General features: G+C 65.3%; 11 protein-coding genes. 10 read left to right on the forward strand and 1 reads right to left on the reverse strand.

Annotated features, from left to right (window positions below; genetic code table 11):
• Window positions 1–40 precede the first annotated feature (40 nt).
• The 9 genes from KL771_RS27830 to dgt all read left to right on the forward strand — a co-directional run bounded on the left by KL771_RS27830 (window position 41) and on the right by dgt (window position 11,438).
• On the forward strand, window positions 41–487 hold the full coding sequence (locus tag KL771_RS27830; protein ID WP_261971777.1) for a GPW/gp25 family protein: 447 nt from the start codon (window positions 41–43) through the stop codon (window positions 485–487).
• Window positions 484–1,350 carry a baseplate J/gp47 family protein gene (locus KL771_RS27835; protein ID WP_261971767.1) on the forward strand — a complete coding sequence of 289 codons (867 nt, stop codon included), beginning with the start codon at window positions 484–486 and terminating at the stop codon, window positions 1,348–1,350. Before KL771_RS27830 ends, KL771_RS27835 begins: the two co-directional genes overlap by 4 nt.
• Window positions 1,347–2,537, forward strand: coding sequence for a phage tail protein (locus tag KL771_RS27840; RefSeq protein ID WP_261971768.1), 1,191 nt, complete (start codon window positions 1,347–1,349; stop codon window positions 2,535–2,537). The genes KL771_RS27835 and KL771_RS27840 overlap by 4 nt, the downstream gene beginning before the upstream one ends.
• Complete coding sequence (locus tag KL771_RS27845; RefSeq protein WP_261971769.1) at window positions 2,537–5,761, forward strand: DUF4815 domain-containing protein; 3,225 nt, start codon at window positions 2,537–2,539, stop codon at window positions 5,759–5,761. Before KL771_RS27840 ends, KL771_RS27845 begins: the two co-directional genes overlap by 1 nt.
• Window positions 5,762–5,771: 10 nt before the next feature.
• Complete coding sequence (locus KL771_RS27850) at window positions 5,772–6,788, forward strand: hypothetical protein (RefSeq protein WP_261971770.1); 1,017 nt, start codon at window positions 5,772–5,774, stop codon at window positions 6,786–6,788.
• Complete coding sequence (locus KL771_RS27855) at window positions 6,788–7,270, forward strand: hypothetical protein (RefSeq protein WP_261971771.1); 483 nt, start codon at window positions 6,788–6,790, stop codon at window positions 7,268–7,270. Before KL771_RS27850 ends, KL771_RS27855 begins: the two co-directional genes overlap by 1 nt.
• 177 nt (window positions 7,271–7,447) lie before the next feature.
• A complete protein-coding gene (locus KL771_RS27860) occupies window positions 7,448–9,103 on the forward strand; it encodes a methyl-accepting chemotaxis protein (RefSeq protein ID WP_261971772.1) in 1,656 nt (551 codons plus the stop codon).
• A gap of 79 nt (window positions 9,104–9,182) precedes the next feature.
• Window positions 9,183–9,464 (forward strand): hypothetical protein, encoded by a 282-nt coding sequence (locus KL771_RS27865; protein ID WP_261971773.1) that lies wholly within the window; start codon window positions 9,183–9,185, stop codon window positions 9,462–9,464.
• A gap of 558 nt (window positions 9,465–10,022) precedes the next feature.
• Window positions 10,023–11,438, forward strand: coding sequence for a dGTP triphosphohydrolase (gene dgt / locus KL771_RS27870; RefSeq protein ID WP_449301126.1), 1,416 nt, complete (start codon window positions 10,023–10,025; stop codon window positions 11,436–11,438).
• A gap of 203 nt (window positions 11,439–11,641) precedes the next feature.
• Here the strand turns inward: dgt and KL771_RS27875 are convergent, their stop codons facing one another.
• Window positions 11,642–11,821 carry a hypothetical protein gene (locus KL771_RS27875; RefSeq protein WP_261971775.1) on the reverse strand — a complete coding sequence of 60 codons (180 nt, stop codon included), beginning with the start codon at window positions 11,819–11,821 and terminating at the stop codon, window positions 11,642–11,644.
• Between the two features lie 144 nt (window positions 11,822–11,965).
• Here KL771_RS27875 and KL771_RS27880 point away from each other — a divergent pair, with 144 nt between their 5' ends.
• Window positions 11,966–14,098, forward strand: a complete 2,133-nt coding sequence (locus tag KL771_RS27880; protein WP_261971776.1) for a tetratricopeptide repeat protein — start codon at window positions 11,966–11,968, stop codon at window positions 14,096–14,098.
• Window positions 14,099–14,389 lie beyond the last annotated feature (291 nt).

The following is a 14,389-nucleotide window of genomic DNA, read 5'->3' on the forward strand; positions in this document are numbered from 1 at the left end:
CCGTCAAGCCGGCTTCGAAGCGCCGTTAAAGGGGCATCCCGTGCAGGCGATCCGCTACCGGACCGGTCTCGACCGCACCACGTTCAAGCCGCTCGTCGGCTGGGCGCATGTGCAGCAGTCGATCGCCGTCATCTGGACCACGCGTCTCCTGACGCGCGTGATGCGGCTGTCGTTCGGCTCGGACGTGCGCTCCTGGCTCGCCGAGGATCTGACACCGGAGACCGCGATCGGCATCTATGACGAGCTGGTCACGGCCGTGCACACCCACGAGCCGGAATACCGGATCCGTGACCTGCAGTTCGTCTCGCTCAGCCGCGAGGGCGGCCTCGGCCTGAAGCACGGCGGCATCTACTACCCCGAGGGTCGCCTCGGCAATTACACGATCGCCCAGCCGGTCGCCGCCTCGCTGCCGCTGGCCGCGCGCGAGGGCTGGTACCGGCGCAATGCCGTCCTGGGTGTCGGCACGACCGGGAGGACGGCCACATGAGCGCCTGGACCCTGGACGATCTCGCCGGCCTGGCGCGGCCGGCCATCCTCGAAGAGCTGTCGATCGACGCGATCTTCGCGGCGCGCCAGGCCGAGCTGGTCGAGCGCCTGGTGGCCGCCGGGATCGACTATTCGGTCGAGGATCTGGAGACCGACCCGGCCATGATCCTCCTGCAGGAGGCGGCCTTCGAGGAGACGATACTCCGCGGGCGGACGAACGACGTGGCCCGGGCGCGGTACCTCTATTATGCGCGCCTGACCGAGGTCGACCATCTCGGCGCCTTCTACGATGTGACCAGGCTGGCGGGCGAGCCGGACGCGCGCTTCAAGCTGCGCATCCGCCTGGCCGTCCAGGGGCGTTCGACTGGCGGGACCGAGCCCGGCTACCGGGGCGCGGCACTCGGCGCCTCGCTCAGGGTGGCCGATGCGCGGGTCTATCGGGAGGGCCGCGCGCCGATCATCCATGTCGCGGTGTTCAGCACCGACAACAACGGCGTCGCCGACGAGACCCTGCTCGGCCTGGTCCGGACCGCGCTCGAACAGGCCGACCGGCAGGTCATCAACGACACGATCGACGTGCGCTCGGCCGTGGTCGACGTGGTCCCGGTCGCCGCGGATCTCTGGCTCCTGCCGGATGCCGACGTGTCCCTCATCACCACCCTGCGCGACGGCCTGCAGGCCGCCTGGGCGGAGGCCTCGGGGCTCGGCCGGGATCTGACGCGCGCCTGGCTGGCTTCGCGCCTGATGGCCGATGGGGTCTCCAATGTGGTGGTGACCGCGCCGGCGGCCGACCTGGTGGTGCCCTTCGACAAGGCGGTCCGGCTCGGCCTGCCGGTGCTGACCTACCGGGGGAGGTCCTATTGACCGCTCACGTCGAGGGCCTGCCGGCGAATGCGACCGACGTCGAGATGGTGCTCGCGGCCGTGCTCGATCCGCATGCGCGGCTCGCCGATGCGGTCGAGGCGATCCGCGTCGCCGACCAGGCGCCGCCGGTGTCGTTCCTGCCCTTCCGGGTCTGGGAGCTGGGCCTCGGTGAACTCACGCCTTATGTCCCGAACGTCTTCGCCTTGATCGCCGAGGGCGTGCGGTGGCAGCGGGTCCGAGGCACGCGGGCGGCGATCGACCGGGCGCTGACCTGGCTCGGCTATGCCGGCACCCTCGAATGGCAACCGACCCGCCGGCGCTGGTGGAACGGCGTGCAACTCGCCCTCGGTCGCTTCCGCGATGCCGAAGACCCCGATCTCGACCGGATCGAGGGCCTCATGGGCCTGTCGCTGCCGTTCCGCAGCGACTTCATGCGCGGGTTCCGCGGCTACGACGTGCGCGCGGCCGAGACGGGCTGGACGCGGACTTCCGCCTGCATGCTGTCGGACTGGTCCGGCGCCCGGCTGCACGCCGCGACGATCGCGCCGCATCGGCAGGGAGCCTCAGCGCCGAAGTGGAGCTTCGGCCGTGAATGGTTGGTCGACCAGGCGGCGGCGGAAGTCGATCTGACCGCGCTCGGCGTCTGGATCGAGCCCGGCGCCGGCTCGCCGCTCTGGTCGAGCCTGACGGTGCCCTGGTCCGGCGACATCAGCCACTGGACCGACAGCGCGGACGTGATCCGCCGGCGCGCGATCGCGACCGCCCTCGACGGCCGGCGCTGCTGGGTCCGCTTCGAGGATGACGACGGCACGATCGGCCATGCCCGGGCACGGGTGCGGGCGGTCGCCGCGCAGGTCGGCGGGGAATACCGCGTCGCCGGCCAGGACTGGACCTGCCGGACCGACAGCCCGACCGCGGCGCTGGTCTCGGCCCTGACCCGCTTCGGGGATGGGTTCGGCGACAGCGCCGGGGCCGGCCGGACCGCGACCCGCATGGGGCTCCTGTTCGATGCCGAGCCGGTCGAGGGCCTGAAGCCGGCCATTCCCTGGGCCGGCCCGTACGACCTCGCCGGCGGCGTGCTGGTCGAGGATCCGCCCGCACCCGACCGCCTGGTCGCCGAGACCGCCTGCGCCATTCCCTTCGGCCGGACCGTGCGCGAACAGGTCCGCTTTCTCCTGAGGCTCTGATGTACGAGCACCCCTCCGGTCTGCCCTCGACCTACGACCGCGCGGCGTCCGGCCCGAACCGCGCGCGGCTCCTGTTCGCCGAGGGGGCTTTCCTGCAGGGCGCCGACCTCAACGAGTTGCAGACCGTCATCGAGCGCCGCGGCCGCCGGGTCGGCGACATGGTCGCCCGCGACGGCGACCGGATCGACGGCGCCGGCATCACGGTCGACACGGAAGCCGGCACCGTGTCGCTCGCCGCCGGCCGCATCTATGTGCGCGGCGATGTCCGGCCGGTCGCGGCCGCGATCCTGACGGCCGTGCCGATGACCGGCGAGATCGTGATCGGCGTGCGCCTGGTCACCGTCCTGGTGACGGCCGAGGACGACCTCAGCCTCAACGGCCTGGAGCCCGGCTCGCTCGCCGAGGGCGAACCCGGGGCGGCCCGCCAGGAGGAGACCATCGCCTGGGCGCGCGCCGGCGTCGCCGGACCCGGCGACTTCTACGGCGTCTATGTGCTGCGGGACGGATCGCCGATCGACCAGACCCCGCCGGCCGAACTCTCCGGCGTCAATGCCGCCATCGCGCTCTACGACCGCCAGGCCCACGGCAACTATATCGTCGACGGCTGCGAGGTGACGGCGCTCGGCCGGGTCGGCACCGACCAGATCTTCTCGATCGCCGCCGGCGTCGCCAACATCCAGGGCTTCAAGCGCACGCGTGAGACGTCGCTGCGCCATGCCGAGCCCGAGGCCCCGGACCTGCAGGCGATCGCGGCCGAGCCGCAGACCTTCGTCGCCGATGGCACGCCGATCGCGATCGCACAGCCGCCGATCGCCGCCGTCACCGCGGCCATCATCGTGCGCCAGGTCACTGAGACCGTGGTGCGCGGTGCCATCGCCGGCGGCATGGACGTGCTCGCCCATACCTCGGTCGTGTCGATCCAGTCCATCACGCAAGGTGCGACCACCTTCGCGGTCGGGACCTATGCGCTCGCCGGCAATGCTGTCTCCTGGGCGCCGGCCGGATCCGAGCCGGCGATCGGCTCGACCTATTCGGTGACCTATCGCTTCAACGACCCCGTCACCCCTTCGGCCGTCGACGACACGACCGTGACGCTCGCCGGCGCCGTCCCGGGCTCGACCTGCCTGATCAGCTACACCTCGAAGCTGCCTCGCATCGACCTGATCTGCCTCGACGCCTCGGGCCGGCCGGTCACCGTCAAGGGGCTCTCGGCCCGGTCCGGCGCCGTGCCGCCGATCGCGCCCTCGTCGCTCCTGGCGCTCGCCGAGGTCTCCAACACCTGGCTGGGCAAGCCCACGGTCAAGAACAACGGCACCCACAACGTGCCCTATTGGCTGATGGCGCGGTACTTCAACCGGCTCTTCGACATCCTCGAGCAGTTCGATCGCGAGGCCGAGGCCCGCGACATTCTGGAGCGCGAGCCGGTCTCCAAGCGCGGCATCTTCACCGACACCTTCTCGGACGACTTCTATCGCGACCCCGGCGTCGCCCAGACGGCGGCGATCGGCGGCGGCACCCTTCGCCTGGCGGTCGATCCGGTGCTGTTGCGCGCCTACCTGACCGCACCGGTGACGCTCGACTGGACCGAGGAGGTGGTGGTCCGGCAGGAACTCCGCACCGGGGCCAAGAAGATCAACCCCTTCATCAATCTCAACCCGATGCCGGCGGCCTTGAAGATCGAGCCGCCGGTCGACTTCTGGGTCGAGAGCGAGACCGAATGGACCTCGCCGGCGACGATGGAGTTCGCCGGCACCGCATCGCCGGCCGTGCCGTCCTCGGCGCTCGGCCGCCGGCTCCTGTCCGGCTCGGCCGTGACCAGCGAGACCACGGTCACCGACATCGTCTCGCAGCGCACGGAAGAGGCCGAACGCCTGCGGCAGATCGAGATCCTGTGGGAGCTGCGCGGCTTCATTCCGAGCGAGGTTCTGGAGAGCCTGACCTTCGACGGGCTCGACGTGATGCCGGCCGGCCCGGCGCCGGTGACGCCCTCGACCGGCATCCTGTCGGGGTCCTTCACGATCCCGGCCGGCGTGCCGGCGGGCCGCAAGCTGGTCGTCGCCCGCGGGGCGGCCGGCTCGGTGGCGACCGCGCTCTTCGTCGGCTCCGGCGCGATCGAGGTGACGGTCGCCCGCCGCGTCACGCTGATCGCCCGGCCGACCGTCACGACGACATCCGGCGGCGTCGAGGCCGGCGGCGACGGCAACGACGCGGACCCGCTCGGCCAGTCCTTCGCGCTCGATGCGATGCGCCAGCTGGTCGGCCTCGATGTCGTCTTCACGGTCGCCGGCGATCGCGGCAACGGCGTGCGCCTGCAGCTCGCCGAGGACGATGCCGGCGTGCCCGGGACCGACCTGGTCGCCGAGGGCTTCGTGCCGATGGGGCCGGTCGCCCTCAATGCCTGGACGCCGATCCGCTTCGCCGCCCCGGTCAGCCAGCCGGCGAGCCTCTATCGCTGGGCGGTCCTGATGACCGACGATCCCGACCATGCCGTCGGGGTCGCGCGCGTCGGCGAAGCCGATATCGCCACCCAGGTCTATGTCGGCGCGCAGCCCTACACGACCGGCGTGCTGGTCGAGAGCAGCAATCGCCGCACCTGGTCGGCCGACCAGTTCGCCGACCTGACCATGCGGGTGGTCGCCGCCCGCTATGCGGCGACGACCAAGCGGGTCCTGCTCGGCGCCGTCGTGCTCGATGCGGTCTCCGACATCGTCATCCGCGCCGCGATCGAGCTGCCGACCGAGGCCTGCTCGGTGCACTTCGAGATCACCCGGCCGGGCGGCGAGGTCATCCGCCTGGCGCCCGACCAAATCGTGCAATGGCCGGACTACCGCTCCGAGACCGTGACGCTGGAGATGGTTCTTGTCGGCACCGAGACCCTGTCGCCGATCGTCTATCCCGGCATCCTGCTCGCCTGCGGGCGCATCCGCACCGAGGGCACCTATGTGACGCGGGTCTTCGATATGGGCACGGCCGTGCGCGTGACCGCCGTCTTCGCCGCGCTGCTCCCGGCCGGCAGCGCGGTCGCGGCCGCGGTCGACGCGGCCGACGGGGTCTGGACGGCGCTGACCCCCGGCACGGCCGGGACCCTCGGCGGCGGCTGGACCGAGCCGAAACACGAGAAGACCCCCCACACGGCCGCCAGCGGCGGGCGCGTCAAGCTGACGCTCACCGGCGGCCCCGGTGCCCGGCCGGCCGTCGCGCGGTTGCGCGCCTATTCGGTCTGAGGAGGACACCATGGCGGATCCCCGCAGCGCCAACCGCAACTATCCGATCCCGTCGAACGAGAACACGATCGAGCAGGACTTTTTGCGCCTGATCGAGCTGGTCGGCCTCATCGATGCCGACCTGGCGGCCCTGATCGTGGCGCTTGCCGGCAAGTCCGATGCCGGCCACGGCCATGCGATCGGCGAGATCATCGGCCTCGCCACCGCATTGGCCGGCAAGGCTGACGCTGCCCACAACCACGCCCTCTCGGGCCTCTCGGACGTGACCGCGACCGGCGCTCCGACCGGCACGGTTTTGGTCAAGACCGCGGGCGGCTGGCAGGCCGGCGGGCTCGACGCGGCGATCATCCAGTCCGGCACGATCGACGCCGCGCGCCTGCCGACCGTCACGACCGGCCTGGCGCCGCTCGCCTCGCCGGCCTTCTCCGGAACCCCGACGGCGCCGACCGCGGCAGCCGGGACCAACACGACCCAGCTCGCGACGACCGCCTTTGTGGCCGCGGCCGTCGCGGCGTTGATCAACAGCTCGCCGGCGGCGCTCGACACCCTCAAGGAGCTGGCGACCGCGCTCGGCAACGACGCCAACTTCGCCACCACGGTTACGAACGCGCTCGCCGGCAAGCAGCCGCTTTCGGCCGTGCTGACCGCCTTCGCGGCTCTCACCTGGACATCGGGCGACCTCCTCTATGCCGGAGCCGCCGGCGCGCTGGCGCGCCTGCCGAAGGGCAGCGATGGCCAGATCCTGACGCTCGCGTCGGGCCTGCCGGCCTGGGCGGCCGCGCCCGCGGCCGGGGTGCCGATCGACGTGGGCTCCGGCAGCGTCGGCGCCTTCATTATCGCCCGGAAGACGAACTCCAGTGCGGCGTCGAACGGGTCGACGGTCAGCGGCTCGAACCTGCAGGCGACCTATTACGACGGGACCAGCTGGACCGGCAGCGGGTCGCTGAGCGGCACCTGGCGGAATGTCAGTGGCCAGTCGCTCCCCGGATCGAGCGGCGGCTCGGGATTGTTTCAGAGGATCAGCTGATGACCATGCCGGCGAGCCAACCCGTCTGGGCCGATGCCGCCCACACCCGCGTCGACCTAGTGGTCGACCATCCGCAGTTCGGCCCGATCCCGTTCACGGCCGCGGCCGACGACGTGGAGGCCCATGGCCGCGATCTCCATGCGCGGGCCGTCGCCGGCGAGTTCGGCCCGATCGGCGCCTACGAGCCGCCGGCGCCCGCCGTTCCGGCCGCCATCTCGCGCCGGCAATGCGCGGCCGAGATGTTCGCCCGCGGCCTGATCACCGGCCCGGAGGCCGTCGCCATGACCGCCACCGCAACCCCGCCGGCCCTGGTCGAGGCCATGCTGGCCGCGCTGCCCGAGTCCGAGCAGACCTTCGCGCGGATCGACTTCGGCGCGGCAAACTACGTCCGCGGCAACCCGCTGCTCAACGCGCTGATGACCGGGACGGGGGCGAGCCAGGCGGAGATCGACGGGTTCTTTATTGCCGGGGCGAGCCGCTAAACCCGCTGGGTGCTCGCACCGACCTGACGCAGCACGTTGCCCTCGGTCTCGGCCCGAGCGGCATGGATCGTGTTTGAGGAAGGATTAATCAAGACGCGCAACACTTAGTGCGATGCGAATTCGCGGGAGCGGAAGCCGATGTTGAGATTTTTCAGCGCTCGTTCGATCGCGACGCAGATGACGAGTGTCTTCGTTCTGATCCTGATCATGGTCGCCATTGGCGGCCATGTCGTTTTGCGCACCAGCCAGGCCCTGGTCTCCGACGCCCGCGACGCAGTGTGGGAAGCCTCAGTGCCGCCAGCACAGGTCTTCGTCGTTGCCAACAGCCAGAACAGTATTCATCAGGACGTATCGGCCGCAATCGCCGACCCCAGACGGCTGCCCGCCGCCAGGACGGCCATCGCCGATCGGGAACGTGCGTCAGACGCCACTTGGGCCGAATTGACCGGCCTCGCACCCTATTTCCCGGCCGATGTGAAGCGGGAGGTTGACGCCACCAGCGAACGGCTCGCCCGTTTCCGCACCGCCGAACGGCGCACGCTGGACCTGCTGGGTGCGACGCAGGCCGATGCGGCGCGGCGCCATTTCGAAACCGTCCAAGCCGAGGCTCTTCAAGGTCTGTCCGATCAGGTCACCCGACTGCTCGACACCATGAGGTCGCGGATAGGCCATGTGAACCAGCGTATGGAAGCCACGGCCGAGGCCGGCCTGATCCGCCTAGCCTGGGTGGCTGGCGTGGTGACGGTGCTTCTGGTGCTGTGCGGTATCGTGGTCCAGTTTCGGGTGGTCAGGCCGATCCGTTCCCTGAACGGGGCCATGTCGGCCCTCGCCGCAGGCCGCCTCGACACCGAAGTTCCCTGCCGCAACCGCCGCGACGAAATCGGACGCATGGCCGATACGCTCGGCGTCTTCCGCGCCGGGCTGATCGAGACCCTGGACCTCCGGCGCGAGCAGGAGGTTGCGCGCGAACGCCAAGCCAATGAGCGGCGCAGCACCATGCTGGCCCTGGCCGGCCGGTTCGAGGCGTCGGTCGGACGGGTGGTCGAAGCCGTGTCGGTTGCCGCCGAGAATTTGGAAGGCGTCGCCGAATCCATGTCGAGCGGTGCCGCGGAAGCGTCCAGTCAGTCCTTCGCGGTCGCCCGGGCTTCGGAAGCGGCGACCGCTAACGTCAGGACGGTTGCCGACGCGACCGACACTCTGGCGAAATCCATGATCGAGGTCGGCGCCGAGGTCGACCGGTCGGGCAGCCGCATCCGCGACGCCGCGCGCCAGGCGGAAGCCACCAACGCCGACGTCCAGGCGCTCGGCGCGGCTGCCGATGCCATCAGCGGCGTCGTGCGCCTGATCGCCGACATCGCCGAACAGACCAACCTGCTGGCGCTCAACGCCACGATCGAGGCCGCCCGCGCCGGTGAGATGGGACGCGGCTTCGCGATCGTCGCCGGCGAGGTGAAGCAGCTCGCCACCGAGACCGCAAAGGCGACCAAGGACATCTCCGCGCAGATCGCCTCGATTCAGTCGGCCACCAGCACCTCGATTTCGGCGATCCGCTCGATCGCCGAGACCATCGGCGAGGTCGACGGGCTCGCCGCGCATATCGGCGAGGCCATCGTCGGCCAAGTGTCGGCGGTCCGAAACATTGCCGTCAATGTCGGTGAGGCGGCCGCCGGCACGAGCGAAGTCACCGGCAATATCACGCGGGTCAGCGATGTCGTCCGGCACTCGGGCGAGGTCGCAGCGGCCATGCTGGACTCCACACGTGCCCTGAAGCGGGGCGGCGAGACGCTGCGGATCGAGGTCGACCAGTTCCTGTCGAGCATCCGGGCCGCCTAGACGGTCGAATTCCGACCGTTGCGCTCCGCCATTGTCAGTTTGAACCAGAGCGGGCGCTTTTCTGCCGCCGGCGCCTGCCGTGCCCGCCGCAATCTCGCGCCGGCAATGCGCGGCCGAGATGTTCGCCCGCGGCCTGATCACCGGCCCGGAAGCCGTCGCCATGACCGCCACCGCAACCCCGCCGGCCCTGGTCGAGGCGATGCTGGCGGCGCTGCCCGAGTCCGAACAGACCTTCGCGCGGATCGACTTCGGGGCGGGGACCTATTCGCGGGGTAACCCGCTGCTCAATGCGCTGATGACCGGGACGGGGGCGAGCCAGGCGGAGATCGATGGGTTCTTTGCGGAGGCGGCGGGGCGCTGAAACTGCGGCCTCCGAACCGGGTGTGGGATGTTAGGGAGCCAGCGGATGGGAACCATCCGGAGGGGAGTGAGTAGATTATGGGGATGAAATGGCCCAGCGCTCCGGCAGGCGCTTGAGGAGATTGTCGCGCAGATCGGCTTTTCCAAAGTTCGGAGTGGTCAATCTCCTCCTGTAGCACGTATGCTCTATAGGCTCGGGTCGAACGAGTCCGTCGGGCCAGCGAAATGATCGGGCAACCTCTCGCAGGTACGATAAATTCGCTGAGCCCGGACTCGCAAGAATCGGGCGCACACGGGAGGAATTGATGGTCAACTCGTCAGGTAAGGTCATGGCGTCCGGCACCGGTCAACCAAAGGCCGGCTCAACGACCCAAAGGTCGGCCTGGGCGGATGTTGCTGGGTTACGAAACGCTCTCGCTGGCCCGTCCAGGTTGCCAAAAGGGTCAGCCAATGCCACCATCAGGAGCAGTAAGGATAAAGAATCGAGGTAGCGCTTTTGGGAAACAATCTTCCTGATCTATACGGGGCCGGTGATTCAGCACGAGTTGCCGGCCCAAATGTGAAGACTGAAGAGAGCTACCGAACAGCTTGGCGAAGAGACTTCGCTAGGCTAATTCATTGCCCTAGCTTTAGACGATTACAAGGTAAAACTCAGGTATTTCCTGGAAATGAATCTGATTTTTATAGAAACAGGCTTACGCATTCTCTAGAAGTGGCACAAATAGCCAAATCTATTGCTATACGCCTGAATGCTACCAATCCTCTATTTAAGCTCAAGCGGCATAAGATTGAGCCCGACATTGTAGAATTCGCCGGCCTTGCACACGATCTTGGTCACCCCCCATTTGGTCACAACGGCGAAGAAGCTCTAGACGAATGCATGCGCGAATATGGGGGCTTCGAAGGTAACGCCCAAACGTTACGGATAGTTTCTAGGCTTGAGAAAAAGGCAGTTCGCGAATTGATTGACGGGAAATATGAGCCGTTTGATTCAGCCAAAAATGATTTAAGGTGTGGGCTTGGTTTGACCTATCGATCTCTGGCCTCTTTACTTAAGTACGACGCTGTTATTCCTGAGAGAGGCAGCGATCGCAGTAAGCCTGGAAGTGTTATGAAAGGTTACTATGCCGAGGACGCTGAACTTGTTCGCAAGATAAAAGATAACGTAATTAACCCCGAGTACGATGCGGAATTCAAAACTATCGAATGCTCTATCATGGATATAGCGGACGACATTGCGTATTCAACGTATGACCTTGAAGATAATTTGAAGGCAGGATTTTTGACGCCATTGGGGCTTTTTTGTTTAGATGAAGATATTTATTCATTTGTAAGTGAGACTATTAACGGCCGATTGGCAAAGCAGTATACTGACGTTGATTACAAAATGACACCGGAGGCCGTGAAAGAGGTATTGTTTAAAATATTCTACGAAAATCTATTTGAAATAACCGATGACGCAAAGAAATTCTTGGCTAGTAAGGATCTTGACAGATCAGAGAAGTTGGCCGTGGTGGCGGCCCAGACGCAACGGAGTTCACGTACTCTCGCATCAGACGGCTATGAAAGAAGTCAACTAACATCAAGGCTCGTTCAAAATTTTCTTCACGGCGTTGAGGTGCAGCCGCACAGAGCTTATCCCCAATTGCACCGCGCGCGCCTAACTCTCCCGACATTCCTTGAAGTTGAAGTTCTGAAAAACATAACCTACCATGCGATAATCCGATCGCCATGGCTCCAAGTCGTCGAGTTTCGTGGAAAAGACATAGTGAAGGATATTTTCAAGGCTCTCAATTCAGAAGATGGAACACGATTGCTACCTGAGGATTTCAAGGCATTGTGCCGACTAAGCGGATCAGTTACGCGCATGCGTACCATCTGCGATTTTATAGCAGGGATGACAGATCGCTATGCAATCGAATTCTACAGTCGCCTGTATGGGGCAAACCACCTGACTATCCACAAACCGATGTAGCTAACCAGTCGGCTGACCTAAGAGTTACTTCGACATCAGGAGGCCGGACCCCTAGCCCCTAGCGTGTGGGTGGCAGAAGCTATGACAGGCACCGCCTTCCCACTTCGCTTGGTCGCGATGCTATTCAAGGGTTATCTGGGCTGTGGCATTCCAAGCGTAATACCAGCAAACGTTGGATTGCGTTGCCATCGCGCCCCGCACACTCAGCTCTTAAGGGCGAGCACCGCGTAGAGAAGTGCCATCGGCCCGTAGAGTTCGGGCTTTCCCGCCAGAAAGCAGCCGGAAAAATGACAGCAGGCCAGCCCAGCATAGAGGGCTCGGTGCCCATAGAGCCCTTTAGCGATGCGAAGGGCGTGGGATTTCACTTTTGCAAGCTCGAACATTGTCGTCTCCGTTCGAATGTTGAGCCGGGCCCGGCGGGTGGTATGTTGTCGACAGAGCCTTATTGGCCTGATCGCAGGCCCCATGTCGTTTCATCTCGGTTACGCCCCGATGTAACCCGCATTGTCTCAAAGGTTTGACGCAAAATGACGGGTCGCACAGACGATGATGTCAGGGCGTTCGGGAAGTTGGTGCGTGAAAAGCGGATAGCGCGCGGCTGGAAGCAGGAAGTGCTTGCTGCGGAAGCCTTGGGCAATATGGACCGCAAGGGCTACGTTTCGAAGGTCGAAAATGGGAAGCAAGCCAATATTACCACTGAGAACGTTCGGAAATTTGCGACAGCCTTAGCCATCGACGTTGAGTTTATCCCGCTTTCTTTGCGCTGGCCGGCGGCATCCGTGGAGGCGCAGGACACCAACACCGTCGTTCATGGAATGAAAAGCCAGTTAGACAAACTGGTTGCAGCAGGACGCGACCAGGCGCGTGAGTTTGGCGTCAAAGAAGGGCTGCTTATCGCGTTGGCGCGCCGTTATGCCGAAGGAACACCGGACAACTTCGAGGCCGCATTAGCCGGGCTTGAGCGCGCCCTTGAAGTTGCGCGGATTGAACACGAGCGAGGTCGGTTGCCCTCCAACCTCTCCGCCGCTTTCGATGCCGTGATTGCACGTATCGATACGCTCAACGAAAGCGGTGACTTGCAAGGTGGGCAAGCGATAATTGATGACGAACTCACCAAGCTCGATGCGGAAGACGAGCGCCGGCTAGCGGAGAGGTTTAAGCTTTACGAAAAGGGTATTTCTATAGCGGTTATGGCGCGAGACGTCGAGAATGCCTCTCGCTTCGTGGTCGCACAACTCGATATTGCTACGCCTATAGCTTCGGACAATCGCTTCACCGCTTTCGATTTCGCATTCACTGAGTGGTATCAACGAGGTTTGGAGCGGGGTCTCAATTTCGATTTGGAGGTCGCGATCGCGTTGGCCCGAGAGGGACTCAGCCGTATGCACGATCTCGATAGTCTGGCCACGATGCGCACCAATCTCGGCATTGCGCTTTCTACCCTGGGAGAGCGCGAGAGTGGGATGGCCCTCCTGAAAGAAGCCGTCGACACTTACCGCACCATCCTTGGGGAATGGACCCGTGACCGAGCGCCGTTAAAATGGGCTACCGCGCAGAACAATCTCGCAAGCGCGCTCTCGGCACTGGGCGAGCGCGAAAGCGGGACGACGCTCCTCACAGAGGCCGTCGACGCTTTCCGCGCAGCGTTGGAGGTATGGACGCCAGACCGCGAACCGTTTCGACGGGCTTTGGCGCAGACCAATCTCGGCAACGCGCTCCAAAAACTCGGCGAGCGCGAAAGCGAGATGAACAGACTCGAGGAAGCCGAAGGCGCCTACCGTGCGGCGTTGGAGGTATTGAATAAAGACGCCGAGCCTCTCGAATGGGCTACGACACAGAACAATCTCGGCAACACGCTTGCGAGAATGGGTGAGCGTGAGAGCGGGACGGCACGGTTAAAGGAAGCCGCCGTAGCGTACCGAGCGGCACTGGAGAAAAGAACCCGAGGCCGCGTACCGCTTCAATGGGCAATGACCATGAGCAATCTCGGAAACGTGTTGACGCGACTGGCTCAGCGCGAAAGCGAGACAATAGAGCTGGAGCAAGCCGTCGACGCGTACCGAGCGGCACTAGGGGAGTGGACCCGTGACCGTGCTCCGCTTCAATGGGCGACGGTGCAAAACAATCTGGGCGTAACGCTCGTAGCTCTGGGCGAACGCGAGAAGGGCACGGCAACGTTGCTGGAGGCCGTCGACGCGTACCGCGCAGCGTTGGAGGAAAGGACCCAAGACCGCGACCCCCCGCATTGGGCAGCAACACAGAACAATCTTGGCTGTGCACTTCTTATGCTGGGCGAACGCAGCGGTGACACAGCGCTGCTGGAAGAGGCCGCCGATGCCATTCGCAAGTCACTGAAAGAATTCACACGCGACCATGCGCCGCTTCGATGGGCGATGGCCATGAATAATCTCGGCAACGTTCTCCTTGCACTCGGTGAGCGCGAGAACGGGACGGAACGACTGCAGGAAGCCGTCGACTCCTACCTTGCGGCGCTGGAGGAACGGACCCAAGACCTGGTGCCTCTCGCATGGGCAGCAACTCATAATAGTTTGGTCATCGCGATCCAGAAGCTCCGCCAGCGCAAGACGGAAGCCGCGCAGATTACGCATGCTGCTAGTGCCATGCGCCCGGTTTCGGGGGACCGAACCGAATGGGATTAGATTTGAGAGCAATTGGGCTGACCGCGGTCAGCCTGTAACGCAGCACCGCTCCGCCGCAGTCTCGCCGGGACCGCGCCTCTTGCGCAAGCCCCGATTGTCGAGCCCCGGAGCCCCCCATGTCCGCCACTTCGCCCTTTGTCGGCGTGCGCGTCTTCAGCGATCTGTCGCAGACGATCGCCTCGATCGACACACGGGACTCCACCGTCATCGGCATGTAAGCGTCGTCCTGGCCCCACCTACCATTTTGCTGGTTGATCGTCGGAAGTTCGGAGCCTGGAGGGCTCCGACACA

Source organism: Prosthecodimorpha staleyi (assembly GCF_018729455.1).
Taxonomy (GTDB): Bacteria; Pseudomonadota; Alphaproteobacteria; order Rhizobiales; family Ancalomicrobiaceae; genus Prosthecodimorpha; species Prosthecodimorpha staleyi.